This is a genomic window from Enterococcus sp. OL5 (assembly GCF_006491895.1).
GTDB classification, from domain to species: Bacteria; Bacillota; Bacilli; order Lactobacillales; family Enterococcaceae; genus Enterococcus_D; species Enterococcus_D innesii.
Genome location: NZ_VHIL01000001.1, coordinates 117265 through 141754, shown reverse-complemented (window position 1 = coordinate 141754; position 24490 = coordinate 117265). Strand labels below are relative to the sequence as shown.

Here is a 24490-nt window from a genome sequence, read left to right as displayed (position 1 = left end):
TCTTACAAAAAAATATATAAGGAGGAATGAAATCAATGAAAAAGGTTATCTTAGCAACAGCATTATTATTTGCTCTCTCTATTGGTGTGTCCGTACCTGTAGCAGCAGAGGAAGTTGCTGTAACTGTTAACGAAGGAACAGCAACATTTACGTTAGAAACACCTGCTGAAACAAAAACGGTTGACTTTGCAGAGATTAGTTTTACGGATGCAAAAGCAGATCCGCTATCAGGTACTTTCTCACTATCGGGAACATTAGCGAATAAATCCTTTGGTGCAAAAAAAGTGGTGATCACAGCACAAGTGCCGGGAGAAACGATTGCACCTGGTCTAACCGTTGCTACAAGTGAAGTATTCAGTGTGGAAGCAGAGCAAGGATACGAAGCAACTCAAACAGGTACTTTTGACTATACGATCGATCCAGCAACATTTGACAGTACCAAAAAAGCAGATTATCTAATCACTTTGACTGCATCAGAAGCTACGGACGTTACACCTTAATTTCATGTCTAGTTCTGACTGCGAGAAGAAATACGGTTTTTTTAAGGTGGTCTTTTTTTGCCTGTTCTTAGGAATGTTCTTTTACACTGAAAGTGTAGCAGCGGAAGAACAGATCAGCTCTTCATTTAATGTTTCGATCCAAGCTGATGATGAGACAAGTCAGGTAAAGGATATTCAATTTGCACCTCAATTGAATCAGGAATATCGTTATGCGGCAACTGTTACCAATCTTGAAAACTATGCCATTGAAGTCTCGGTTTTTCCAAGTATCGCTGTTTCCACGAGGAATTCGATGACTTATGTAGCGGAAACAGAAAATTTACTGAACCAAGATTATGTTTTAAAAAATTATGTAAAAATCCAACCGCAAGATGGGAATTTCGTTGATGGTTTTTTGCAATTAGATGCAAAGCAAAGTCGAGATGTTCAAATCATCATTAATGTAAATAAAAGGATTCATGGGGAAGTATTAGGTGGGATCAATTTTTCTCAGGTAATCGGCATACAAGAAAATAAAGATTCTGTAGATATTCAGCAAGTCTATCAGAAAGTAATCGTCGTTCGCCTAAAACTGAATGAACTGGCTAAAGGAACAAAACAGACTATCGGGGATTTTGAATTTACGATTACTGGAGACACAACGACTCTTTCTTATTATCTATATAATAATGATCCGCTTGTGACCTATGCTGAGGGTGGCACCTATCGTGTGATCAATCCCAATCAGGAGATTATCGCTGAAGGGAAGATAGAGTCGGAACAGATTGTTCTTTCACCCTATATAAAAACGCTCTTTAATGTCCCATTGTTGGATGGGGCCGAATTGATGTCTGGGGAGTATCAATTTATACGATCAGATGGCAACGACGAAACGACAACATATTTTCATTACACAAAGGAAGAGGTCGACCAGTTTATTGAGGAGGCTGCTGATTCTAGCAATACAATTACTGTTCAATCAAAAGCCAATCTTTGGTTGGTCATCGCCTTATCACTCGTTTCCGTTTTGCTTATTTTAACGCTTGTAAAATTGCTAAAAAAATAAGAGAAGTTTAGGGGAGATCGTTACCCCTAGACTTTTCTTGTTGCGTAAAATCTTTCTTAATCCTTTAACAGACCGTTGGGCGGCCGCTGATTTTGCTCTCCCACAGGACTGTCTCGAAAAAAGCTGTTTTTATTTTGTACTTGCTTATTTTCTATAGTTTTTTTCACTTTGATCAGGGAAAAGGTTCGGTGGTAAATCGTTAAAGGACTTTACAAATCGGTTGGCTTCATTGGTCCTTTGAGTAATTGATGATCCTTGCAGTAGTTTTTTATGAACGGCAGGATCATTTCTTTTTGCTTTTTATTATTAAAAAGCAGCAGATTTTAGCATAAAAGAGATATTCTTTTTTATTAATAACTAATGTTATATGTTTTCTTGTTAACTATGAGTTAACTAACATCACAGAAGTAACTATCGTTAAGAAGGAGATTACCATGGATTTATGGAAGTTGTTTCTAACGGAGCGGCAAGAACAAAAATTGAATTTATTAGAGGATATTATTTCAAGGACGGAAGCATCAATCGATGAATTAGCTTGTAAGCATTCACTTACGAACCGCAATGTGAAATCATTAATCATGCAGATAAACGAAGATTACATAGAAAACACAAGCACGACAGACGCACTGATCAGATTCGAAAATCGATTATTTCGGATATCCACGTTGAAAGCATCAGGAACTTATCCTTCGCTGTATTCAAATTTGAAAATAACGTATATTAAGCAAAGTGCCGTTTTCCAAGTCTTGATTTACTTTCTTAGGCATCGAAAAGTGGGGATGATCAAACTATCCACTCATTTTAATTATAGTCAGTCTTATTGTTATAAATTAGTCAATAGGGCAAACGATATCATACGATCTATGGGGATAGAGTGTCAGATCAGTAAGAGAATGAATTATTTGATTGTGGAAGGAAGGGAGAGTCAAATCAGAATGCTTTCATATATCTTGAATAGCCATTCTACGACATTTGCAGAAGACAACAATTATCTTTATAGAAACGAAAAGAGTCCTACTAAGATTCAACGGGACAAACTTTCTAGAATAACTAGAATTTTTTTAGATGCGCACAAGATGGGCCACTATACCGATGTGATCTCAGATCAAGAGATGTCTATTGGTTTGTGCTTGTACGAAGAGCTTCATTTAAGCTTTTCCCAAGCGTTTTATCCTTTAAATAAAAAAATAAATGATGCTGCTTTTCAATCAGAAAAATTTCTTTACTATCTCTTTGCTGTATATTTCTTTCCAGAATACTTAACTCCTGAGATTTGTGAGCGTTTAGGGGAAGGGTTAATGAGACTAACAAAAAATCCTATCGTGGATAGAGCGGTTGAAGCATTAGAAAAAATGGAAGAAAGTTATAGCATTCCTGATAATCTTCATCGCACGTTTGTCTTCCAGCTGGTCTATCGCTCTTTAATCACAGATAAACTAAGCTTAAGCTCTTTCTTTTATCTTGAAGACAAAAAATTACTGATGAATGATAAATTTTTAACCATAAAAGAGATGTTAAAATCTGTTTACAAAGAAAGTATATCAGAGCGAGATTTAGATATATTTAGTACCCAGTTAACTGAGCTGCTCTATTCTTATGTTGGACATGTCATGGCAAAACCCTTGCATGTAATGATCCATATTACGTACCATGCCAACTATGCCGTGTTAGTGAAAAATTATATAACAGGTGTATACAAACCAGAGACAGTTACCATGGTAGGAAATTTTGCAGATGCAGATCTTGTTATTTCTGATCGGTTCGTTGAGTCGAAAGAAAATCAGTATTTTTTCTTTCTTGAAGATATCCATAATATTGAGACATGGAAAAGATTAGGGGAGTTTATCAATAGCAAGATTATTGAAGGACGAATTCGATCAGATACGATAGAAAAAATCAGCTAGTATTAGCGGAAAGAGTACAGTTTTGATTAAAAGGCTAAGTAAATTCTTGGTTACATTCAAACAAAAAAGATATCTATAAAAGAAGGCTGCGACAGTCATCTTTTATAGATATTTTTTTAAGACGTAATTAGGCTAAACTAATGGGATGAGGATAAGGATTTTTTGATGGAGATTTCAACCACTTCAGGCATTTGGATCACAGAGATGGTTGAAGGATCATACGAGCCATCAGGTAATTTTTTTAGAAAGTAATTTTTGATTTCTTCTACTTCTGTCGGGCGAATATTTCGTTTTTTATTGATCAGCAGAATTTCATTGTGGTTCGGCGCTGAGGTAAAGATCACGGTCGTATCTCCGGCTGTGTAAACCTTTACAAGTTCTGCGTCGGTATTTTCAAGTTGATTCAATACTAGTCGAGAATGGCTGTTCGTAACATTGATTAATTTCACCAGACTCACCTCACATTCTATGTATTTATTAATAACATTATAGGGCGTTTTTTTTCAAAAGAAAAGCCAGACAACTCGGAATTACCCAATTTTTTGGCAAAACATGGTTGTCTGGCAAAGGAAACGGTTCAAGACACGTTTTTAAAGCTTGTTAATCGTTAGTTTCCGAAGATTCTTCTTCAGTCGTGTCGGCTTCTGAAGAAGGTGCAGGGGATTCAGCGGAAGTTACAATGATCTTATCTGAATCTTCCAATTGGGCTTTTAACTGACGCACTTGCGGATGCTCCAAATAGAATTCTGCAATCCCATCTTCGATTTGATCTTGGATCGTTCTACGCAGCGGGCGAGCACCCATCGTTGCACTGTAACCAAGATCCACCAATTTTTCTTGCACGTCTTGCGGAACATCGATATGCAGTTTTTGATGACTAAGGGTTTGATTGACATCATGCAGCATAAGGGACACGATCGATAACAAGTTTTCCTTGCTTAGTGCCTTGAATTCGATGATCCCGTCAAAGCGGTTGAGAAATTCTGGCGTAAAGTAATTGTTCAATTGATTTAACACGGAACGAGTGATGCCTTCACGTGCGGCACCAAAGCCAACGTTGGCTTCAACTTTGCCGGTTCCGGCATTACTTGTCATGATGATCAGGGTATCTTTAAAGCTGACCGTACGTCCTTGGGCATCCGTCAAACGACCATCATCGAGAATTTGCAAGAACATATGCAATACATCAGGATGGGCTTTTTCCACTTCATCCAATAGAATCAAGCTGTAAGGATTCCGACGAACTTTTTCAGTCAATTGACCTGCTTCTTCATAGCCAACATAGCCAGGAGGAGAGCCGATCAATTTTGATACACTGTGTTTTTCCATGTATTCTGACATGTCGAAACGAATCATTGCTTCTTCGGAGCCAAACATTTCATAAGCTAATTGTTTGGCTAATTCCGTTTTCCCGACACCGGTTGGACCGACGAAAAGGAAAGAGCCGATTGGACGATTTTGTTTGCCTAAACCGACCCGATTTCTGCGGATCGCTTTGGCTACTTTGTCGATCGCTTCATCTTGTCCGATAACTTTTGCTTTCAAGTCATCCGCGAGATTTTTTAATTGGGTTTGTTCTTTTTCTTTCAATTCGCCAACTGGAATATTCGTCCGTTCTTCAACGATTTGTTCCATGTCTTTTTCAGTAATGACTGGCGTTTCTTCTTCGCTGATTTGACGTTCTTTCATTTTTTGCAGTTTGTTGATTTGATCGCGATAGTAAGCAGCTTTTTCAAAATCTTCTTCTCGAGAGGCTGCTTGCTTTTGTTCTTCTGCTTCTTGCAATTTCTTTTCGATCGTTTTTGGATCAACGATTTGGATCGTCAAGTTTTTCTTCGAACCTGTTTCATCTAGCAGATCGATCGCTTTATCAGGCAAGAATCGGTCTTGGATGTAACGGTTAGAAAGGGTAGCGGCAGCTGCGATCGCTTCATCCGTGTATTTCACATGATGATAATCTTCATAGCGTGGTTGCAGGCCTTTTAAAATACGAATGGTTTCTTCAACAGAAGGTTCATCCACACGCACTGGTTGCAAACGGCGTTCTAAAGCAGCATCTTTTTCGATAATGCGGTATTCATTTAACGTCGTTGCTCCGACCATTTGTAGTTCTCCACGGGCAAGCGCTGGTTTTAAGATGTTTCCAGCATCCATATTTCCGTCGCCAGCTGCACCAGCGCCAACGATTTCATGGACTTCATCAATAAACAAAATCACGTTTTCTGCTTGCTTGATTTCTTCAATCAATTTTTGGATGCGTTCTTCAAATTGGCCACGAATACCTGTACCTTGCACAAGAGAGGCAACGTCTAGGCGAATGACTTCTTTGTCCATCAGTTTTTGTGGCACATCGCCATCAACGATTTTTTGGGCTAACCCTTCAACGACGGCAGTTTTCCCAACTCCGGGTTCACCAATAAGAACAGGGTTATTTTTGGTTCGGCGATTAAGGATCTCGATCACTCGTTTGATCTCTGAATCACGACCAACGACTGGATCGACTTCGCCATCACGAGCCATTTGGGTAATATTGATGCCGTATTCTCCTAACAGACCTGCAGGTGCTTGGTTATTGCGTGGAGGCTGACCGCCGACAAAACCGTTACCGCCGGTTTGTGTCGGTGGAGTTTGTTCATAAGGGGTATTTCCTTGCTGCATTTGACGAGACATTTGACGGAATAGATCATCAAGATTGCCAAATCCAAAAGGATCTTGCGCCATTGCAGCTGCAGCATTCCCAGATTGAGCTTTTAATTTTTGGTAACAACTTTGACAATAATCGAGTTGTTTTCTTTGACCATTGACATTGGCATATAAATGAATTGAAGCTTCATTTTTGCCGCAATTTTGACAAAGCATAGATTCACGACCTTTCATATTTGTTCCAACAACCCTATTTTACGGCGCTTTTGATCGCTTGTAAAAGAAAAGGGGCTGTGGGCAAAGAAACGGTCACCTTCGAGGTAATGTATTATTGACCTTTACTGACCATAATTCTATTATACTAACTTTTTGTCAGACTGCAAGAATTTTACTCTGAAAAGTTCTCGCTGCTCTTTCATCTACAAAAGCGTCTTTTAAATAGAAATCAATTCAATTATAATAGAAAGAAAGAGGTGAGAATGGACGATGGAGAACAGAGATTTTGCTGTAGAAGTAGTGCGTTTACGCAATGGAGAGATCAAAGAATTGATTGTTCAACAGCCGGAATTTCTGGCATTTAGAGATGTCTGGCTCCAGCTGGAAGATCGGTCTTCTTTTGTCGGAGAAGCGGGGTTAAACGGGAAGATCATCTACCGTTATGTACAAGAAAATAAATAGGACATTTATTTCAATCGTTTATTTAAGAGAAAACGGTTGTCTATCGATGAAAAAAATGGTAATCTTAACAGTTGAAAGGGCGATTTTTTTCGGGTGTCATTGCATGCATGGAAATTTTGCCTTCACACAAAAAAACGTATCATAAAGGAGATTGATCAATATGGAAAAGAAAGATTTTCACGTAGTTGCTGAGACAGGGATTCACGCACGTCCAGCTACATTATTGGTTCAAACAGCAAGCAAATTTAACTCTGATATCAACTTAGAGTACAAAGGTAAATCAGTAAACCTTAAATCAATCATGGGCGTAATGTCATTAGGTGTTGGCCAAGGTTCTGATGTTACTATCACTGCTGAAGGTGCTGACGAAGCAGATGCAATCGCTGCAATCGTAGAAACAATGAAAAAAGAAGGTTTGTCTGAATAATGGTTGAGATGCTAAAAGGAATTGCTGCTAGTGATGGTGTAGCCGTTGCGAAAGCCTACCTGTTAGTACAACCTGATTTATCTTTTTCAAAAGTATCAGTTGAAGATACTGCAGCAGAGGAAGCACGCTTAGATGATGCGCTAGCGAAGTCAACAGCGGAATTACAACAAATCCGTGACAAAGCAGCACAAACTTTAGGTGAAGCAGAAGCACAAGTATTTGATGCTCATTTAATGGTTCTTTCAGATCCTGAGATGATCGGTCAAATCAAACAAAACGTGACAGATAACAAAGTCAATGCAGAAGCTGCGTTGAAAGAAGTTACTGACATGTATATTGGTATGTTTGAAGCAATGGATGACAATGCTTACATGCAAGAACGGGCAGCTGACATCAAAGATGTTGCGAAACGTATCTTGGCGCATTTGTTGAATGTGACTTTGCCTAATCCTTCAATGATCAACGAAGAAGTAGTCGTTGTTGCGCATGACTTGACACCAAGTGATACTGCACAATTAGACCGCAACTTTGTAAAAGCTTTTGTAACAGATATCGGTGGACGTACTTCTCATTCCGCAATCATGGCACGTTCTCTTGAAATCCCAGCAATCGTTGGAACGATGGAGATCACTGCAAAAGTGAAAGCGGGCGACATCTTAGCTGTTAACGGCATTATCGGTGACGTTATCGTCAACCCGACAGATGACCAAGCAGCTGAATTTGTTGAAGCTGGGAAAGCCTACGCAGAACAAAAAGCAGAATGGGAAAAATTGAAAGATGCTGAAACAGTTACGGCTGATGGCAAGCACTTTGAATTGGCTGCAAACATTGGAACGCCAAAAGATTTAGAAGGTGTCCACAACAATGGTGCAGAAGCAGTCGGTTTATACCGGACTGAATTCTTGTACATGGATTCTCCTGATTTCCCAACAGAAGAAGACCAATACAAAGCATACAAAGCAGTTTTAGAAGGAATGGCTGGCAAACCAGTGGTTGTCCGTACAATGGATATCGGTGGCGATAAAGAACTTCCTTACCTAAAATTGCCTCACGAAATGAATCCTTTCTTAGGCTATCGTGCATTGCGTATCAGCTTATCTGAACTTGGGGACGACATGTTCCGTACCCAACTTCGTGCGTTGTTACGTGCTTCTGCTCACGGCAACTTGCGTATCATGTTCCCAATGGTGGCAACATTGAAAGAGTTCCGTACAGCGAAGAAAATGTATGAAGAAGAGCGTCAAAAATTGATTGACGAAGGCGTTGAGATTTCTAACGAGATCCAAGTCGGAATCATGATCGAAATTCCAGCAGCAGCTGTCTTAGCAGACAAGTTCGCCAAGGAAGTTGACTTCTTCAGTATTGGTACCAATGACTTGATCCAATACACAATGGCTGCAGACCGCATGAATGAGCGCGTGTCTTACTTGTACCAACCATACAACCCATCAATATTACGTTTAATCAAAAACGTGATCGACTCAGCGCATGCTGAAGGAAAATGGGCTGGTATGTGTGGAGAAATGGCCGGCGATCAAACTGCTGTGCCACTTCTTGTAGGTATGGGCTTAGATGAGTTCTCAATGAGTGCAACATCTGTTCTGAAAACACGTAGCTTAATGAAACGCTTGTCAACGACTGACATGCAAGAATTAGCAAAACGTGCTTTAGAAGATTGCGATACAATGGAAGAAGTTGTAGAGTTAATCGAACAGTATGTAAACTAATCATTTCTAGGCAACAAGCAATTTTTGCTTGTTGCCTTTTTTGTTTTAAGAAGACATTTTGTTTGATTTGACTTGCAACAACTTACTACTTTTTTCAGAAAACGAACAGTTTTGTCATATCTTGGAATTAAGCTATGATTCCCTGAGTTTTTCCCGTATCATGGTTAAATGGGGAACAAAATCTAGGACCATGGTAGGAGTATGTCTGCGATCGCCTATGGTATACTAATATCAGATATAAGCATTTCCAAGGAGGAATCATCTTTGAAAGTACTTCTTTATTTTGAAGGAGAAAAATTATTAGCTAAATCAGGTATCGGTCGCGCATTTGCTCATCAGCAGCGAGCGCTGACATCTGTCGGGATTCCTTTTACTCTTGATAAAAATGATGAGGATTATGACATTCTTCACATCAACACGTATGGAATCAATAGTATGCATATGGTCAATAAAGCCAAAAGACAAAGGAAAAAAGTGATTTACCATGCCCATTCTACAGAAGAGGATTTTCGGAATTCATTTATCGGCTCAAATCAGCTTTCGCCATTATATAAAAAATATTTGATCAATCTTTATTCTAGAGCCGATCAGTTGATCACCCCGACCCCTTATTCGAAAGAACTTTTGGAAGGGTATGGTATCCAAGTGCCGATCGAAGCAATCTCGAACGGGATCGATCTTGACAAATATCAGCCTGATCATGAGAAAGAAAAAGCCTTTCGTGAGTATTTTCAGCTTTTACCTGATCAAAAAGTGATTATATCGGTTGGTTTGTTTTTTGAACGAAAAGGCATTCTTGATTTTGTAGAGATAGCTAGACAATTGCCTGAGTATACATTTATCTGGTTTGGTCATACACCAATGATGACGATTCCTAAACAGATCCGCGACCTTGTCAATGAAGACCATCCAGAAAACGTGCTGTTTCCCGGCTATATCAAAGGAGACATCATCGAAGGGGCATATTCAGCGGCTGATCTGTTCTTCTTTCCTTCCTATGAAGAAACAGAAGGAATTGTGGTCCTTGAGGCGTTAGCCAGCCACCAAAATGTGCTTGTTCGGGATATTCCTGTTTATAAAGGTTGGCTAAGCAATGGGCACAATGCATACATGGAAAAAAACAATCAAGGATTTATTGAGAAAATCAAAGGAATCGTGGAAGGCACGTTGCCACAGTTGAGTGAAGCCGGCTATGAAACGGCCAAGCAAAAAAGTATTGATGAAATCGGATATGAACTAAAAGAAGTTTATACAAAAGTGATGAATACGGAATGAAGAAACTAATGGAAAGTTTGGAGGGACCGTTTTGAAAATCGGATTTTTTACAGACACCTACTTCCCCCAGGTAAGTGGTGTGGCGACATCGATCAAGACATTGAAAGAAGAGCTTGAGAAAAAAGGCCATAAAGTCTATATCTTTACTACGACCGATCCAAATGCTGATCTGGACGAAGAAGATATCATTCGCATGCCAAGTGTCCCGTTTGTGTCCTTCAAAGACCGGCGAATCGTAGTGCGCGGCATGTTGTATGCCTATTTGATCGCCAAAGAATTAGAGTTGGAATTGATCCATACCCATACCGAGTTTGGCTCTGGGATGTTGGGGAAAATGGTGGGGCGGAAATTGCAGATTCCTGTGATCCATACCTACCATACGATGTATGAAGACTACTTGCACTACATTGCCAACGGAAAGGTCTTGCGGCCATCTCACGTGAAATATCTTTCACGGCTCTTTGCCAACCACTCGACAGGTGTTGTTTGTCCAAGTGAACGAGTCATCGATACGCTGAGAGGGTATGGTGTGGTTTCACCGATGCGGATCATCCCCACAGGGATCGAAGTTGAGAAGTTTCGCCGACCGGACATTACAACTGACATGAAAAAAGAATTGCGGGAGAAATTGGGCATCACTGAGAATCAACCCATGCTGCTTTCCCTCAGTCGTATTTCTTATGAAAAGAATATTCAAGCAATCATCGACGGGATGCCAGAAATTTTAACGAAGATTCCTGATGCGCAATTAGTGATCGTTGGGAAAGGGCCGCATAAAGAAAAATTAGAAGAAAAAGTGGTGGATATGGCTTTATCTGACCATGTTCAATTTGTCGGTGAAGTGGCGAATGATAAGGTAGCGATCTATTACCATGCTGCCGATTACTTCGTCAGTGCCTCCACCTCAGAAACACAAGGTTTGACTTACACGGAAGCAATGGCTGCTGGAACACCGTTAGTCGTTGAAGGCAATGACTACTTAAATACTTTGATCGACGATCCGTCTTTAGGTGTCACCTATGAGAGTGATCGGGATTTCGCAAAAGCATTTATTGATTATTATGAACGAAAGATTCCTGCTGATCCCGAAGTTCTTGCTAGGAAGATGTATGAGATTTCGGCACTACGTTTTGGTGAGTCGATGCTGTCTTTCTACCATGACATGGTCGCTTATTATGAAACAGAACGCATCGAAAAAGAAACCGAGCAGACGTTAGAAAAATTCAAAGTTAAATTGAAAGCATTTCGCCGAACGATTGATTAAACAGAAAATTTTCGCAAGTTCATGTTTTTAGCGTATACTAAAGACATGAACTTTTTTATTTTGGAGGGATCTGCATGAAATTAGGATTTATCGGTACTGGTGTCATGGGTCAAGCGATGGTTGGTCATCTCTTAGCTGCAGGACATACAGTGAATGTTTACAATCGGACGAAAGCAAAAACAGATGAACTCGTTGCGAATGGAGCAATTTGGTGTGACACCCCAACAGAAGTTGCATCGGAAAGTGAAATCATCTTTACAATGGTTGGTTATCCATCCGATGTTGAAGAGGTTTACTATGGGCCTCAAGGGATTTTTCAAACAGCTGTGACGGGCAAAACATTGGTGGATTTTACCACCAGCACCCCTGATTTGGCAGAACGCATCTACCAGACAGCGAAGGAAAAAGGAGCAGCGAGTATTGATGCGCCAGTTTCTGGTGGTGATCTTGGTGCGAGAAACGCCACGCTAACGATTATGGTTGGTGGCGATGAAGAAGCTTACCAACAAGTAAAACCACTTTTTGAAGTATTAGGAAAGACGTTTCAACTTCAAGGAGGGGCAGGGAAGGGGCAGCATACGAAAATGGCCAATCAGATCATGATTGCCGGGACGATGACGGGGATGACAGAAATGCTGGTCTATGCGAACCAAGCGGGTCTTGATTTACCACGAGTGATTGACACGCTTTCTGGTGGTGGGGCAGCCAATTGGTCCATGACGAATTACAGTCCTCGTATCCTAAAAGAGGATTATTCACCAGGCTTTTTTGTCAAACATTTCATCAAAGATTTGGGAATCGCTTTGGATGAGGCCAAGAAGATGGGATTGGATTTGCCGAGCACCACTTTAGCTAAAAAATTGTATGATCAGTTGGCTGAAAAAGGCTTCGAAAATGACGGAACGCAGGCGCTGATTAAACTTTGGTGGCAAGATGGAAAAAAATCTTAAAATGACAAAAAAAATACGAAAAATCAATGCAAGATAGAGGATGTTTTGATACAATATAACGGACAGAAAAAGGAGGCTTACGAATGAAAAGTTCGCAATTAGTCGCTATCATCAAACGTTTAGAAGCGATGGTCGAAGCGCAAGACAATGAAGTTCAAGTACGTCGTTTTGAAAAAGAAGGCGTCGAAAAATGTACCGTTACTTATGACAATTCGACAGAAACGTTTGAATTAACGGAAGCAGAATCAAGTCAATCTTATCAATTTGATAACGTTGATATTGTAGCCATGGAAATCTATGATTTGATCCAATAAGAATGAGTGAGACGTTCGTCGTCGCTTTCTCATTTCTATACAGCAAGCCTACTGGGGCTTGCTGTTTTTTATTTATCTGCTGCTTTTTCTTGGCGATACAGGTGATTGAGGATGATCCCTAATGGATCGAGATCTTTCGGGGCTAAAGGAAGCGCAGCGCTTGCTGGCGGAAGTGGCTGGAATGTTTCTTCAGGAGAAAGAATGTTTGTTTGGATCAACTTGCCAAAGCTAACTTGATAGTATTTGATTTTAGTCGTCTGTGATCCTGGCTCCTCTAAGTCAAGGGGTATAGAAAAAATCACTTCTGGTTCTTGAATAAACTGATTGACCCTCACGATTTCTTGGTAAAAGCTTTGCGCTAAATGGATCTCGCGCTGCAGTACACTAGCTTGCTCAAACAATAAGTGATCAATCAGGTATGCTAAGCGTTTTTTAAGGAGTGAAAAACAGTCGGTCTTCTTTCCTGCAAAAAAACAGCCGATCTCTCGCCACTTCTCTTCCAAGGGATACGCCTCCATTTGAGGGAGTTGCTTACGTAAGGTCAATAGCGTCAGTTCGTTGACAGTCGGCAATTGATAGGTTTCTGACAATAATTGAAACAACATCGGCAATTTTTTTGTTTGCCGAAAGGGGCCATAACTGCCAATTTGTGGTGTTTGAGTGATCGTGAAGGTATGATTCGTCAAGTTAACAAAGCAGTAGTTGGCTGAATGGTTCATTTGTCGGTTGTAGATAGGATGAAAAGCTTGGATCAAACGACATTCAAGTAATAGTGCATCCAATTCTGTATCTGTTTCGATCGTTTCAAAATCAACGACATTATAAACAAGTCGAAGCACCTTATTTGCATGCTGCTGGTTTTTTCGGAAGTAGGAAACGACACGCTGTTTCAATGATTTGGCTTTTCCTACATACAAGACTTCGTTGTGCTGATCTTTCATTAGATAAACACCAGGCTTTTCAGGCAGTGCATTTGCTTTGTTTTTTAGAAACTCTTTGTTCGGATTCATCGATCGTTCCTCTCCTTCCTCCAAAGATTAGCAGATGAAGCGTAAGAGAGCAACGTTTGCTGGCCATTGACAAGAAAAAATTAGAAATAGAGTGGAGCCAACGCAATGATAAACTTTGACATTCAAAGGAAATTTCTCTATAACGGAAACGGATTATTTTGTCAACTCGCAGCTTTTAAAATCTTAGAAAATCAATTCTTAAATAAAAATGCGCTTAAAAATAAAAAAAGTTCGAAAAAATTCTTGCATTTCTCAATAACTTCCGATATAGTTTGACTATCAAATGATTTGATTATCAAAGTATTCGGATGGTGAAGGTTATGGAACCCAATTTAGAAACAGTTAATGACTACTTAGTCAGCGTCTTTAATGACATCTTAGTGATTGAAGAATCTGAATTGAAAAAATCTCAATTCAAAGACCTTTCAATTACCGAAATGCATACTATCGAAGCCATCGGGATGTACAAAAAAAAGACCACGACTGAAGTTGCCAAAGAGCTTTCGATCACTGTTGGGACTTTGACCATCGCGATCAATCGTTTGGTGAAAAAAGAATATGTAGAACGGATTCGCAGTGAAGATGATCGGCGAGTCGTCAAACTAGGTTTGACGAAGAAAGGAAAACTCCTTTATCGTGTTCATCAGCATTTTCATCGTGAGATGGTGAAGGGTGTCTTGAGTCAGATGTCTCCTGAAGAGGAACAGGCACTGTTGAAAGCACTGAAAAATCTGCATGACTTTTTACAAGATTATAAGTGAGAATAATGGATGAATATGTTTGGAAAAATTACCGCGACTGCAAGTTATGTTCCAGAAAAAATCGTAACAAATGATGATCTATCAAATTTGATGGATACTTCAGATGAATGGATTCATTCTCGTACGGGAATCAAACGAAGAAGAGTCGCTGTTGGCGAAAACACTTCTGACCTTTGTATTCGCGTCGCTCAAACGCTCTTGCAAGATGCTCAGCTTTCAGCAGAAAGTCTGGATTTTATCTTGGTAGCGACGATCACACCGGATTTCAATACACCGGCGGTTGCTTGCCAAGTCCAAGGAGCGATTGGGGCAGTCAATGCCTTTGCTTTTGATATCAGTGCAGCATGTGCTGGTTTCGTTTATGCATTGTCTATGGCTGAAAAACTGATTCGAACAGGCGCTAAAAAAGGATTGGTCATCGGTGGAGAAGTACTTTCAAAAGTCTTGGATTGGAACGACCGTTCGACGGCTGTTTTATTCGGAGATGGTGCCGGTGGACTATTGCTGGAAGCATCTTCAGAGCAGCATTTACTCAAAGAGTCTTTAAAAGCAGATGGGACGCGAGGCATGTCCTTGACATCTGGTTTTCGCACGAATGAGAATCCTTTTTCACAAAACGCTCCGGCGTATAGTGCTTGTATGCAAATGATTGGACGAGAAATCTTTGATTTTGCGACGCGTGATGTGGTCGCCTCGATCAATGATCTGACACAAGATGAAGCAATCGATTATTTTTTGCTTCACCAAGCAAATTCTCGTATTTTAGACAAAGTTGCTCGCAAGCTGAAGCAGCCCCGTGAGAAATTTTTGCAAAATATGCAAGATTATGGCAATACTTCGGCAGCCTCGATTCCGTTATTGCTAGATGAAGAAATCAAACGAGGTACACTGTCTCTTGGCAGTGGTCAAAAAGTGGTGTTCTCAGGTTTTGGCGGCGGATTGACATGGGGAACTATGTTAGCCACCTTATAACTTGTTCACGAAACAAAATTACTATTGAAAAACACATTGGAGGAATATACACATGGTATTCGAAAAAATTCAAGAAATCGTAGCAGAAGAATTAGGAAAAGAAAAAGAAGAAATCAAATTGAACACGAACATCCAAGAAGATTTAGAAGCAGATAGCTTGGATCTTTTCCAAATCATTAACGAGATCGAAGATGAATTCGATGTGAAGATCGAAACAGAAGATGGTATCACAACCGTTGAAGATCTAGTTAAATATGTAGAAAAACAACAAGCATAAAACAAAGGCTAGGCAGACAGCCTAGCCTTTCCTTTTTAAGAACGTGTTTTTGCTGATTCATAGACGAACTGCAAGAAGCCATGTTCTCCAACGATAACCATCAAAGTAATGAAGGAGTGCAAAATGAAGACAGCCTTTTTATTTAGCGGTCAAGGTGCACAGTACCCAAAAATGGGGGAAGAGCTCTATCACCAAGAAGCGATCGTTCGTGAGACGTTTGAACAAGCCAGCACGATTCTAGGATATGATATGGCCGAGTTATGCTTTACTGAAAACGAACGTTTAAACCAGACGGAATATACACAGCCTGCCATTTTAACAGTAAGCACGGCTTTTTGGCGACTTTTGGATGCGCAAGAAATCAAAGCAGATGCTGTTGCTGGCTTGAGTTTAGGTGAATATACAGCCTTAGTCGCTAGTGGTGCGCTTGATTTCCAGACCGCAGTCGCATTGGTGCAAAAACGCGGTCGGTATATGGCAAATGCGGCGCCAGCAGGTGTTGGGAAAATGGTCGCTGTGATGAACACACCCGCTGAAACGATTGAAGAAATCTGTAAAGAAGCAAGTCAAGTCGGGATCGTGACACCAGCCAATTACAATACGCCGCAGCAGATCGTCATTGGCGGTGAAGCGCCGGCAGTGGATAAAGCGGTGGAATTGTTACAAGCTGCTGGAACCAAACGGGTGATTCCTTTAAATGTCAGTGGTCCTTTCCATACTGCTTTGTTGGAACCCGCATCGCAGCAATTAGCGCAGGAATTAGCTCAAATCACCTTTGATGAGTTGCAAGTACCTGTCATCAGCAATACGACCGCGCAGCCAATGCAGCAAGACCAAATCAAGGAACTGTTGACGCTGCAAGTGAAATCGCCAGTGCGTTTTTACGAAAGCATTGCGACACTAAAGCAGCTTGGCATCCAACAAGTCATCGAGATCGGACCAGGAAAAGTATTGAGCGGTTTTATGAAGAAAATAGACAAAGAAATCCAGACTGCGCGTGTAGAAGATAGCCAAACGTTGGCAGATACACTAGCCCGATTCAACTAGGAGGAATTTATGGATCTGCAAAATAAAAACGTCTTTGTAACTGGTAGCTCGCGAGGGATCGGTTTTACCATCGCGGAAGCCTTTGCCAAAGAAGGAGCGAATATCGTTTTAAATGGACGAAAAGAAATTCCCCAGTCACTGATCGATCGCATCACCAGCTACGGCGTGAAATGTGTAGCGATCAATGGGGACATTTCTGATTTTGATCAAGCGGCAGCCATGCTCTCGGAAGCAGAAGCGGCAGTCGGACCGATCCACATTTTAGTCAATAATGCCGGGATCACGAATGACAAATTATTGTTGAGAATGAAACCGGAAGATTTTGATTCAGTGATCAAAATCAATTTGACTGGTACCTTTAATATGACGCAACACGCGTTGAAAAAAATGATGAAGCTGCGAGAAGGCCGCATCATCAATTTGACGAGTGTGGTCGGCTTGACGGGAAATATCGGGCAAGCCAACTATGCGGCAAGTAAAGCTGGCGTGATCGGTTTTACGAAATCTGCCGCTCGTGAAGGTGCCGCTCGGGGGATCACCTGCAATGCGATTGCCCCAGGATTTATCGAAACAGAGATGACTGAAGTGCTGTCGGATAAAGTCAAAGAACAATCATTGGCAAATATTCCATTACAGCGTTTTGGTTCCACACAGGATGTTGCGCAAACAGCAGTCTTTTTAGCAAAAAGCCCATACATCACTGGTCAGGTGATCAGTGTAGACGGCGGGATGGCAATGCAAGGGTAGGAGGAAGAATAGATGAATCGAGTAGTAGTTACAGGATACGGCGTCACTTCTCCAATCGGAAATGACCCAGAAACATTTTTAGCAAGTTTACAAAACGGGACCAACGGCATCGGCCCGATTACAAAATTTGACGCAGAAGCAACAGGGATCTCAGTTGCCGCTGAAGTCAAAGATTTTCCGTTAGAAAAGTACTTCGTTAAAAAAGATACGAAGCGGATGGATCTTTTTTCCATTTATGGAATTTATGCGGCGTTAGAAGCGATGGAAATGGCGAAGTTAGATACAGAAACCATTGATGTGGATCGTTTTGGCGTGATGGTTGGTTCAGGGATCGGCGGCTTGCCAACGATTCAAGACCAAGTGATTCGGATGCATGACAAAGGAGCAAATCGAGTATCACCAATGTTCGTACCGATGTCGATTGTAAATATGGTTGCCGGCAACATTGCGTTACGGGTAGGTGCGAAAGGCATTTGTACGACGACTGTTTCCGCCTGTGCTTCTGGTACCCATTCAATCGGTGAAGCTTTTCGGAACATCAAGCATGGCTATGCAGATGTTATGATCGCTGGTGGTTCAGAAGCGACGATCTGTGAAATCGGTATCGCTGGTTTTGCGTCTCTGACGGCGTTAACCACTGAATCAGACCCTGACAAAGCTTCCGTTCCGTTTGATAAAAATCGTAGTGGGTTTGTTATGGGTGAAGGCGCTGGTGTCTTCATTTTAGAATCATTGGCGCATGCGCAAAAACGTGGGGCAACGATTTTAGGTGAAGTCGTGGGGTACGGTGCGAACTGTGATGCCTACCATATGACTGCACCAAACCCTGATGGATCAGGTGCTGGAAAAGCAATGAAATTGGCGATGCAAGAAGCGGCGATCACCCCAGCTGAAGTTGGCTACATCAATGCCCACGGTACAAGCACACCTGCCAATGACAGTGCAGAAGCGACATCGATCCAATACGGATTAGGGGAAGACTATAAAAAACCATATGTCAGCAGTACAAAGTCAATGACTGGTCATTTGCTTGGGGCGGCTGGTGGAATCGAAGCCATTGCTTCACTATTAGCATTACAACATCAATTTATTCCACCAACCATCAACGTGACAGAACAAGATCCTGAGATCGACTTGAACGTTGTTATCAATCAAAGCCAACCAGCAGATTTGACCTATGCCATGAGTAATTCACTTGGGTTTGGCGGTCATAATGCAGTGATCTTGCTGAAACGTTGGGAGGAAGCGTAATTGGAAACACATGAGGTAAAAGAGCTGCTCAGCCAATTCGATCAATCGACGTTAACTGAGCTTCAATTAAAAAAAGAGACCTTTGAACTTTATTTTAATAAAAATACGACAAGTGGGCTACAAAATGCATCCTCTGCACCTGCGCCTGCTCCTGCAGCGAATGCTGCGCCAACTCCTGTTGCACCAACGCCTGCTGTCTCAGCAACACCTGACACAGTAGAAACGGCAAAACCTGCCTTAGAGGGCAAAGAAGTTGTCTCTCCATTAGTGGGTGTCGTTTATTTGAAACCAAGTCCTGATAAAGACAACTTCAAACAAATCGGCGATCACGTGAAAAAAGGCGATATTCTTTGTATCGTGGAAGCGATGAAAGTCATGAATGAAATCGTCAGCGACGTTGATGGCGAATTAGTTGAAGTCTTGGTTGAAAGCGAACAAATCGTTGAATACAATCAACCATTATTCCGTGTGAAAGAAGGGTAAAGCAATGAGCGCATTAACGATTCAAGAAATCAAAGAAATCATCCCTCATCGTTATCCGATGCTTTTAGTGGATCGGGTAGAGGAGTTAGAAGAAGGCAAACGGGTCGTTGCGAAGAAAAACGTTACTATCAATGAGCCATTTTTCCAAGGTCATTTTCCTCATGAACCAGTGATGCCCGGAGTATTGATCGTGGAAGCAATGGCGCAAGCAGGTGCTGTGGCATTGCTATCATTGGAAGATTTTCGTGGGAAAACTGCCTACTTTGGCGGTTTAGACAAAGCGAAATTCAGAAAAAAAGTAACACCGGGCGATACCTTGATCTTAGAAGTAGAAATAATCAAAGTGAAATCTGCAGCCGGCATCGGCAAAGGAATTGCCTATGTTGATGGGAAAAAAGTGGCGGAAGCAGAATTGACTTTCATGATTGGATAGGTGAGACATGTTTTCTAAAGTATTGATCGCAAACCGTGGCGAAATCGCCGTACGTATCATTCGCGCTTGTCGCGAATTAGGTATTCAAACGGTCGCCGTTTATTCAGAAGCAGATAGAGAAGCGTTGCATACAGAGCTTGCCGATGAAGCGATTTGTATTGGACCTGCCAAAGCAGCCGACTCTTATTTGAATGTACAGCAGATCCTAAGCGCTGCGATCGTCACAAAGGCTGAGGCGATCCATCCTGGATTTGGCTTTCTTTCAGAGAATAGCCGCTTTGCTGCGATGTGCGAGGAATGCAATATCGTCTTTATTGGGCCAAAGAGTGAGACTATCGATGCAATGGGAAACAAGATCAATGCAAGACGCTTGATGATCGAAGCAGAAGTACCGGTCATTCCCGGAAGCAAAGGGGCGATTTCTGATGTGGAAGAAGCTTTAACGATCGCTGAAGAGATTGGTTACCCGGTCATGCTCAAAGCAGCAGCCGGCGGTGGCGGTAAAGGGATACGGAAAGTCGCCGATAAAGAAGCATTGCCGCATCATTTTGCTTCCGCACAGCAAGAGGCGAAAGCGGCATTTGGCAACGATGAAATGTACATTGAAAAAATCATTTATCCTGCTCGACACATAGAAGTGCAAGTGTTAGGTGATTCTTTTGGTAATATTATCCACCTTGGTGAACGCGATTGCTCGCTACAACGCAACAACCAAAAAGTGTTGGAAGAATCCCCTTCTGTGGTGATTTCTGAAAGCAAGCGAGCAGAACTAGGAGAAGCAGCGGTACGTGCCGCACAAGCGGTAGGGTATCGTAATGCTGGCACGATCGAGTTTTTAATGGCGGACACTGGGGAGTTTTATTTCATGGAAATGAACACTCGAATCCAAGTGGAACACCCCATCACCGAAATGGTGACAAACATTGATTTAGTCAAAAAACAACTTGAAGTCGCTAGTGGCGAACCGCTAGGCTTGACGCAAGCTGACATCAAGATGACGGGCGCGGCGATCGAATGTCGGATCAATGCAGAAAATCCAGCCTTCAATTTTGCACCCTCTCCTGGTAAGATCAACAATTTGTTTTTACCAAGTGGCGGCCTAGGCGTTCGTGTAGACAGTGCCATGTATTCCGGTTACACGATCCCACCTTATTATGATTCGATGATCGCTAAAGTGATTGTTCACGGTGAGAATCGTTTTGAAGCATTGATGAAAATGCAGCGGGCGTTAGCCGAATTAGTGACCGATGGTGTCATTACGAATGCAGAATTCCAAATGGACTTGATCAGTCACCCGAAAGTGATTGCGGGAGACTATACTACCGCCTTTTTACAAGAGGAATTTTTGCCGAATTGGACACCTGAACAATAGGAGGGAAGTTGAGTGGCTTTATTTAAGAAAAAAAACTACATTCGCATCAATCCTAATCGAGGTCAGCTGCCAACGAACGAACCAGTCGTCCCAGATAATCTTTGGGCGAAATGTCCTAGTTGCAAACGAACGCTTTATACGAAGGAGATGGGGGCGGAAAAAGTCTGTCCTCACTGCGGGTATAATTTCCGAATCAGTGCCTGGGAACGGATCGCTATCACGATTGATGAGAAAAGCTTTGAAGAATGGGACACAGATGTAACCACAAAAGATCCCCTTGATTTCCCAGGGTACCTGGATAAAGTCGCACAAATGCAAGAAAAAACTGGGTTGCATGAGGCTGTCCTGACAGGAGAGGCCAAAGTGCAAGGATTGTCGTTAGCAATCGGTGTCATGGATGCGAATTTCATCATGGGCAGTATGGGAACGGTCGTAGGGGAGAAAATCACCCGTTTGTTTGAACGAGCGATCGAAAAACAGCTACCAGTCGTTCTTTTTACCGCTTCAGGTGGTGCACGGATGCAAGAAGGAATTTTGTCACTGATGCAAATGGCAAAAATCTCTGCGGCGGTAAAACGCCACAGTAAAGCTGGCTTGTTTTATCTAACGGTTTTAACGGACCCGACCACCGGTGGCGTCACCGCTAGCTTTGCGATGGAAGGGGATATCATTCTAGCAGAACCGCAAGCCTTGATTGGTTTTGCTGGACGACGAGTGATTGAACAAACCATTCGTCAGGAATTACCTGAAGATTTTCAAAAAGCAGAGTTCTTGCTAGATCATGGCTTTGTCGATCAAATCGTTCCACGGACGAACTTGCGGGAGAAAATCCACCATTTGATTTCTTTGCATACGCGGAAAGGATGGGATCGCAATGACTAGAGCAGCCCACGAAATCGTTGAACTCGCTCGCAGCAAAGATCGTTTGACGGCACTGGATTACTTTGAAGGCATTTTTTCTGAGTTTGAAGAGTTTCATGGAGACCGTCTGTTTGGCGAAGATGAAGCTGTCGTTGGTGGGATCGCTTGTTTAGATGGCAAGCCAGTGACCGTGATCGGTATTCAAAAAGGCCGTAATCTGCCTGAAAACTTACGCAGAAACTTTGGCTCGCCACATCCTGAAGGCTATCGAAAAGCGTTACGCTTAATGAAGCAAGCCGAAAAATTTCAGCGACCTGTGGTCACATTGATCAATACAGCGGGGGCATTTTGCGGTATTGGTGCGGAAGAGCGCGGGGAAGGGGAAGCAATTGCCCGTAACTTGATGGAAATGTCCGATTTAACGGTGCCGATCTTGGCAATCATCATTGGTGAAGGCGGCAGCGGCGGTGCCTTAGCACTGGCATTAGGCGATGAGGTTTGGATGATGGAACATTCGATCTATGCCATTTTATCTCCCGAAGGCTTTGCTTCGATCCTATGGAAAGATGGCAGCCGTGCCAAAGAAGCTGCTGGTTTGATGAAGATCACTGCCCAAGAACTATATGAATTAGGTGTTATTGAAAAAGTGATTGCTGAAACCAATGAAGAGGCCTTTTTACCGAAAGAGCAATTGATGGAACAGATGAAAGCGGCAATCTCAACGAAACTTGCTGAACTTTCTACCTTACAAACAGAAGAATTGCTTGAGGCAAGGTATCAGCGTTTTCGCCGATTTTAAAAACTAGGGTATCCACTCTAATTAGAGGAAGGATATCCTAGTATTTTTTTATTGAAAGTGTTATTGAATAAATCGTGCAAATGACAAAGTTTTTAGTTTAAAATTTAATTATTCTGTGCTACTATGTATATATTCTGAATATAAGAAGATTATATTGCATAAATATTTGTTTTGAAGAGGAGCGTTTTTAATGAAAAAATTATTTGGAGCACTTGTTGTATTGACGGGGATTTTGGTTTTAGGAGCTTGTGGGAATGGCGGCTCATCGAGTACTGGAAGTTCTAGTGCCAGCGGTTCGGCGGATAATCAATTGGAAGCCATCAAAGCAGCTGGTGTGTTAAATGTGGCAACTTCTGCTGACTTTGCTCCCTTTGAATTCCATGCCTTGATCGATGGCAAAGACACGATCGTTGGGGCAGATATCGATATGGTCAATGAGATCGCTGATCGTCTTGGTGTTGAAGTAAATATTTTGGACCTTGATTTCAATGCTGTTTTGACTGCTTTGCAACAAGGAAAAGCCGATATCGCTGTTTCAGGCATCTCAGCAACTGACGAACGTAAACAGACTTTTGATTTCACCGACAACTATTTTACACCAGAACAAAAATTAGTTGTCAATAAAAATAACGAGTCGGCATTTGATTCAATCGAAAGTTTAACTGGTAAAAAGGTTGGCGCTCAAAAAGGATCCATCCAAGAAATGATCGTCCAAGACCAATTAGCTGATTCGCAGTTAGTTTCCATCGCTAAAGTTCCCAATCTAGTCAATGAATTGAAACAAGGCTCGATCGACGGTTTGGTCCTTGAAAGTGCGGTTGCTGAATCGTATGTTGCACAAAATGATGACCTCGTGATCACTGATGTAGCATTAGAAGCATCTGAAGGTGATTCTTATGCAATTGCTTTACCTAAAGGGAGTACCGAACTACAAGAAGAACTAAACAGTATTTTGAAAGAATTGATTGAAGATGGTACAATCGATGAGTATGTACAAAAGAACACAGATCTAGCCAATGAAAATGCGGCGCAATAGATAGAACGGAGTAGACACAATTATGGATTTATCCTTTTTAGCGATATATTATCCTTATTTTCTTTCTGGTGTGGTGATCACTATTGTGATCTCTATCATCACCGTGATCTTTGGAACGATTCTTGGGGTGATTTTTGCCCTAATGAAATTATCAAAAGTGACGCCTTTGCGCTGGTTTGCTAATGCGTATATTGAAGTCATCCGCGGCACACCGATGCTGGTGCAAATTTTGATCGCTTTTGGTCTTTTGCAAGGAATGTTTGCTTTGCCGACAGTCTCAATCGGCGTGCTGAGTCTTGATTTTGGGCGGCTCTTTCCAGGGATCATTGCCTTATCACTAAATTCCGGGGCATACGTTGCTGAAATCGTCCGAGGGGGGATCAATGCCGTTGATTACGGACAAACAGAAGCGGCAGGATCTTTAGGGCTGCGGCCTTTTCAAACGATGCGTTATGTCGTGTTGCCACAAGCACTACGCAACATTTTGCCGCCACTAGGCAATGAATTTATCGTTTTGATCAAGGATTCCTCTTTGCTTTCAACGATCGGTATCTATGAGTTAATGAACAGTGCCCAGATCGTTGTCACCAGTTCTTTCCAACCATTAACGCCTTTTTATGTGGCGGCGGTCATTTACTTCATCTTGACGTTTACGACTTCGCGACTATTGAGTTTATGGGAAAAGAAACTAGGCAAAGGCTATCGTCGTTAAAA

26 protein-coding genes are annotated in these 24490 nt (G+C 41.8%); 23 read left to right on the top strand and 3 right to left on the bottom strand.

Going from position 1 to position 24490, the window contains the following annotated elements; genetic code table 11:
- Positions 1-35: 35 nt before the first annotated feature.
- From FJU10_RS19145 to FJU10_RS00655, 3 genes are all read left to right on the top strand, one after another.
- Positions 36-500, top strand: a complete 465-nt coding sequence (locus tag FJU10_RS19145; protein WP_223272933.1) for a hypothetical protein — start codon at positions 36-38, stop codon at positions 498-500.
- A gap of 46 nt (positions 501-546) precedes the next feature.
- Positions 547-1545: a DUF916 domain-containing protein gene (locus FJU10_RS00660; RefSeq protein WP_140964871.1), complete on the top strand. Its 999-nt coding sequence runs from the start codon at positions 547-549 to the stop codon at positions 1543-1545.
- A gap of 434 nt (positions 1546-1979) precedes the next feature.
- Positions 1980-3449: a helix-turn-helix domain-containing protein gene (locus tag FJU10_RS00655; protein WP_140964869.1), complete on the top strand. Its 1470-nt coding sequence runs from the start codon at positions 1980-1982 to the stop codon at positions 3447-3449.
- 137 nt (positions 3450-3586) lie between these two features.
- On the opposite strand, the gene FJU10_RS00650 is transcribed toward FJU10_RS00655, so the two are convergent.
- A complete protein-coding gene (locus tag FJU10_RS00650; protein WP_077454383.1) occupies positions 3587-3898 on the bottom strand; it encodes a DUF1827 family protein in 312 nt (103 codons plus the stop codon).
- 151 nt (positions 3899-4049) lie between these two features.
- Positions 4050-6308, bottom strand: coding sequence for an ATP-dependent Clp protease ATP-binding subunit (locus FJU10_RS00645; RefSeq protein WP_189372214.1), 2259 nt, complete (start codon positions 6306-6308; stop codon positions 4050-4052).
- Between the two features lie 270 nt (positions 6309-6578).
- On the opposite strand from FJU10_RS00645, the gene FJU10_RS00640 reads away from it, so the two are divergent.
- From FJU10_RS00640 to FJU10_RS00610, 7 genes are all read left to right on the top strand, one after another.
- Positions 6579-6770: a hypothetical protein gene (locus tag FJU10_RS00640; protein ID WP_077454381.1), complete on the top strand. Its 192-nt coding sequence runs from the start codon at positions 6579-6581 to the stop codon at positions 6768-6770.
- 160 nt (positions 6771-6930) lie between these two features.
- Positions 6931-7197: a phosphocarrier protein HPr gene (locus FJU10_RS00635; RefSeq protein ID WP_003126335.1), complete on the top strand. Its 267-nt coding sequence runs from the start codon at positions 6931-6933 to the stop codon at positions 7195-7197.
- A complete protein-coding gene (gene ptsP / locus FJU10_RS00630) occupies positions 7197-8924 on the top strand; it encodes a phosphoenolpyruvate--protein phosphotransferase (protein ID WP_140964866.1) in 1728 nt (575 codons plus the stop codon). Before FJU10_RS00635 ends, ptsP begins: the two co-directional genes overlap by 1 nt.
- Positions 8925-9188: 264 nt before the next feature.
- Positions 9189-10199 carry a glycosyltransferase gene (locus FJU10_RS00625; protein ID WP_140964865.1) on the top strand — a complete coding sequence of 337 codons (1011 nt, stop codon included), beginning with the start codon at positions 9189-9191 and terminating at the stop codon, positions 10197-10199.
- Between the two features lie 31 nt (positions 10200-10230).
- On the top strand, positions 10231-11463 hold the full coding sequence (locus FJU10_RS00620; protein ID WP_005225884.1) for a glycosyltransferase family 4 protein: 1233 nt from the start codon (positions 10231-10233) through the stop codon (positions 11461-11463).
- A 74-nt stretch (positions 11464-11537) separates the two neighbouring features.
- Positions 11538-12413, top strand: coding sequence for an NAD(P)-dependent oxidoreductase (locus FJU10_RS00615; RefSeq protein WP_140964863.1), 876 nt, complete (start codon positions 11538-11540; stop codon positions 12411-12413).
- 83 nt (positions 12414-12496) lie between these two features.
- Positions 12497-12727, top strand: a complete 231-nt coding sequence (locus tag FJU10_RS00610) for a YkuJ family protein (protein ID WP_005225886.1) — start codon at positions 12497-12499, stop codon at positions 12725-12727.
- Between the two features lie 68 nt (positions 12728-12795).
- Here FJU10_RS00610 and FJU10_RS00605 read toward each other — a convergent pair whose 3' ends face one another.
- A complete protein-coding gene (locus tag FJU10_RS00605; RefSeq protein ID WP_140964861.1) occupies positions 12796-13737 on the bottom strand; it encodes a GIY-YIG nuclease family protein in 942 nt (313 codons plus the stop codon).
- A 320-nt stretch (positions 13738-14057) separates the two neighbouring features.
- Here FJU10_RS00605 and FJU10_RS00600 point away from each other — a divergent pair, with 320 nt between their 5' ends.
- The 13 genes from FJU10_RS00600 (at position 14058) to FJU10_RS00540 (ending at position 24488) form a co-directional block, all read left to right on the top strand.
- Positions 14058-14498, top strand: coding sequence for a MarR family winged helix-turn-helix transcriptional regulator (locus FJU10_RS00600; protein ID WP_008378199.1), 441 nt, complete (start codon positions 14058-14060; stop codon positions 14496-14498).
- Positions 14499-14507: 9 nt separating this feature from the next.
- A complete protein-coding gene (locus FJU10_RS00595; protein ID WP_005225889.1) occupies positions 14508-15470 on the top strand; it encodes a beta-ketoacyl-ACP synthase III in 963 nt (320 codons plus the stop codon).
- A gap of 52 nt (positions 15471-15522) precedes the next feature.
- Positions 15523-15747, top strand: a complete 225-nt coding sequence (locus FJU10_RS00590) for an acyl carrier protein (protein ID WP_005225890.1) — start codon at positions 15523-15525, stop codon at positions 15745-15747.
- Between the two features lie 123 nt (positions 15748-15870).
- The gene (fabD, locus tag FJU10_RS00585; protein ID WP_140964859.1) at positions 15871-16794 is read left to right on the top strand and encodes an ACP S-malonyltransferase; all 924 of its coding nucleotides are present in this window, start codon (positions 15871-15873) and stop codon (positions 16792-16794) included.
- Between the two features lie 9 nt (positions 16795-16803).
- Positions 16804-17541, top strand: coding sequence for a 3-oxoacyl-[acyl-carrier-protein] reductase (gene fabG / locus FJU10_RS00580; RefSeq protein WP_139960290.1), 738 nt, complete (start codon positions 16804-16806; stop codon positions 17539-17541).
- A gap of 12 nt (positions 17542-17553) precedes the next feature.
- Positions 17554-18792: a beta-ketoacyl-ACP synthase II gene (fabF, locus tag FJU10_RS00575; protein ID WP_008378187.1), complete on the top strand. Its 1239-nt coding sequence runs from the start codon at positions 17554-17556 to the stop codon at positions 18790-18792.
- Positions 18793-19275 carry an acetyl-CoA carboxylase biotin carboxyl carrier protein gene (gene accB / locus FJU10_RS00570; protein WP_077454374.1) on the top strand — a complete coding sequence of 161 codons (483 nt, stop codon included), beginning with the start codon at positions 18793-18795 and terminating at the stop codon, positions 19273-19275. It abuts the gene before it with no gap.
- Between the two features lie 4 nt (positions 19276-19279).
- Positions 19280-19708, top strand: coding sequence for a 3-hydroxyacyl-ACP dehydratase FabZ (gene fabZ, locus FJU10_RS00565; RefSeq protein WP_005225895.1), 429 nt, complete (start codon positions 19280-19282; stop codon positions 19706-19708).
- Between the two features lie 7 nt (positions 19709-19715).
- Entirely contained in the window at positions 19716-21080 is a 1365-nt protein-coding gene (locus FJU10_RS00560) for an acetyl-CoA carboxylase biotin carboxylase subunit (RefSeq protein WP_077454373.1), read from the top strand.
- A 12-nt stretch (positions 21081-21092) separates the two neighbouring features.
- A complete protein-coding gene (gene accD, locus FJU10_RS00555; RefSeq protein ID WP_140964857.1) occupies positions 21093-21962 on the top strand; it encodes an acetyl-CoA carboxylase, carboxyltransferase subunit beta in 870 nt (289 codons plus the stop codon).
- On the top strand, positions 21955-22740 hold the full coding sequence (locus FJU10_RS00550) for an acetyl-CoA carboxylase carboxyl transferase subunit alpha (RefSeq protein ID WP_077454372.1): 786 nt from the start codon (positions 21955-21957) through the stop codon (positions 22738-22740). Before accD ends, FJU10_RS00550 begins: the two co-directional genes overlap by 8 nt.
- A gap of 190 nt (positions 22741-22930) precedes the next feature.
- On the top strand, positions 22931-23776 hold the full coding sequence (locus tag FJU10_RS00545; protein ID WP_077454371.1) for a transporter substrate-binding domain-containing protein: 846 nt from the start codon (positions 22931-22933) through the stop codon (positions 23774-23776).
- A gap of 22 nt (positions 23777-23798) precedes the next feature.
- Positions 23799-24488, top strand: a complete 690-nt coding sequence (locus tag FJU10_RS00540; protein ID WP_005225900.1) for an amino acid ABC transporter permease — start codon at positions 23799-23801, stop codon at positions 24486-24488.
- Positions 24489-24490 lie beyond the last annotated feature (2 nt).

Excerpts from the sequence above, each read along its gene's own strand:
- FJU10_RS00595 (WP_005225889.1), top strand. The coding sequence starts at position 14,508 with ATGAATATGTTTGGAAAAATTACCGCGACTGCAAGTTATGTTCCAGAA.
- FJU10_RS00590 (WP_005225890.1), top strand. The coding sequence starts at position 15,523 with ATGGTATTCGAAAAAATTCAAGAAATCGTAGCAGAAGAATTAGGAAAA.
- FJU10_RS19145 (WP_223272933.1), top strand. The coding sequence starts at position 36 with ATGAAAAAGGTTATCTTAGCAACAGCATTATTATTTGCTCTCTCTATT.
- fabF (WP_008378187.1), top strand. The coding sequence starts at position 17,554 with ATGAATCGAGTAGTAGTTACAGGATACGGCGTCACTTCTCCAATCGGA.
- FJU10_RS00655 (WP_140964869.1), top strand. The coding sequence starts at position 1,980 with ATGGATTTATGGAAGTTGTTTCTAACGGAGCGGCAAGAACAAAAATTG.
- FJU10_RS00545 (WP_077454371.1), top strand. The coding sequence starts at position 22,931 with ATGAAAAAATTATTTGGAGCACTTGTTGTATTGACGGGGATTTTGGTT.
- FJU10_RS00635 (WP_003126335.1), top strand. The coding sequence starts at position 6,931 with ATGGAAAAGAAAGATTTTCACGTAGTTGCTGAGACAGGGATTCACGCA.
- FJU10_RS00550 (WP_077454372.1), top strand. The coding sequence starts at position 21,955 with ATGACTAGAGCAGCCCACGAAATCGTTGAACTCGCTCGCAGCAAAGAT.
- FJU10_RS00610 (WP_005225886.1), top strand. The coding sequence starts at position 12,497 with ATGAAAAGTTCGCAATTAGTCGCTATCATCAAACGTTTAGAAGCGATG.
- FJU10_RS00645 (WP_189372214.1), bottom strand. The coding sequence starts at position 6,308 with ATGCTTTGTCAAAATTGCGGCAAAAATGAAGCTTCAATTCATTTATAT.
- fabZ (WP_005225895.1), top strand. The coding sequence starts at position 19,280 with ATGAGCGCATTAACGATTCAAGAAATCAAAGAAATCATCCCTCATCGT.
- FJU10_RS00605 (WP_140964861.1), bottom strand. The coding sequence starts at position 13,737 with ATGAATCCGAACAAAGAGTTTCTAAAAAACAAAGCAAATGCACTGCCT.
- FJU10_RS00615 (WP_140964863.1), top strand. The coding sequence starts at position 11,538 with ATGAAATTAGGATTTATCGGTACTGGTGTCATGGGTCAAGCGATGGTT.
- fabG (WP_139960290.1), top strand. The coding sequence starts at position 16,804 with ATGGATCTGCAAAATAAAAACGTCTTTGTAACTGGTAGCTCGCGAGGG.
- fabD (WP_140964859.1), top strand. The coding sequence starts at position 15,871 with ATGAAGACAGCCTTTTTATTTAGCGGTCAAGGTGCACAGTACCCAAAA.
- FJU10_RS00600 (WP_008378199.1), top strand. The coding sequence starts at position 14,058 with ATGGAACCCAATTTAGAAACAGTTAATGACTACTTAGTCAGCGTCTTT.
- FJU10_RS00540 (WP_005225900.1), top strand. The coding sequence starts at position 23,799 with ATGGATTTATCCTTTTTAGCGATATATTATCCTTATTTTCTTTCTGGT.
- FJU10_RS00640 (WP_077454381.1), top strand. The coding sequence starts at position 6,579 with ATGGAGAACAGAGATTTTGCTGTAGAAGTAGTGCGTTTACGCAATGGA.
- ptsP (WP_140964866.1), top strand. The coding sequence starts at position 7,197 with ATGGTTGAGATGCTAAAAGGAATTGCTGCTAGTGATGGTGTAGCCGTT.
- FJU10_RS00560 (WP_077454373.1), top strand. The coding sequence starts at position 19,716 with ATGTTTTCTAAAGTATTGATCGCAAACCGTGGCGAAATCGCCGTACGT.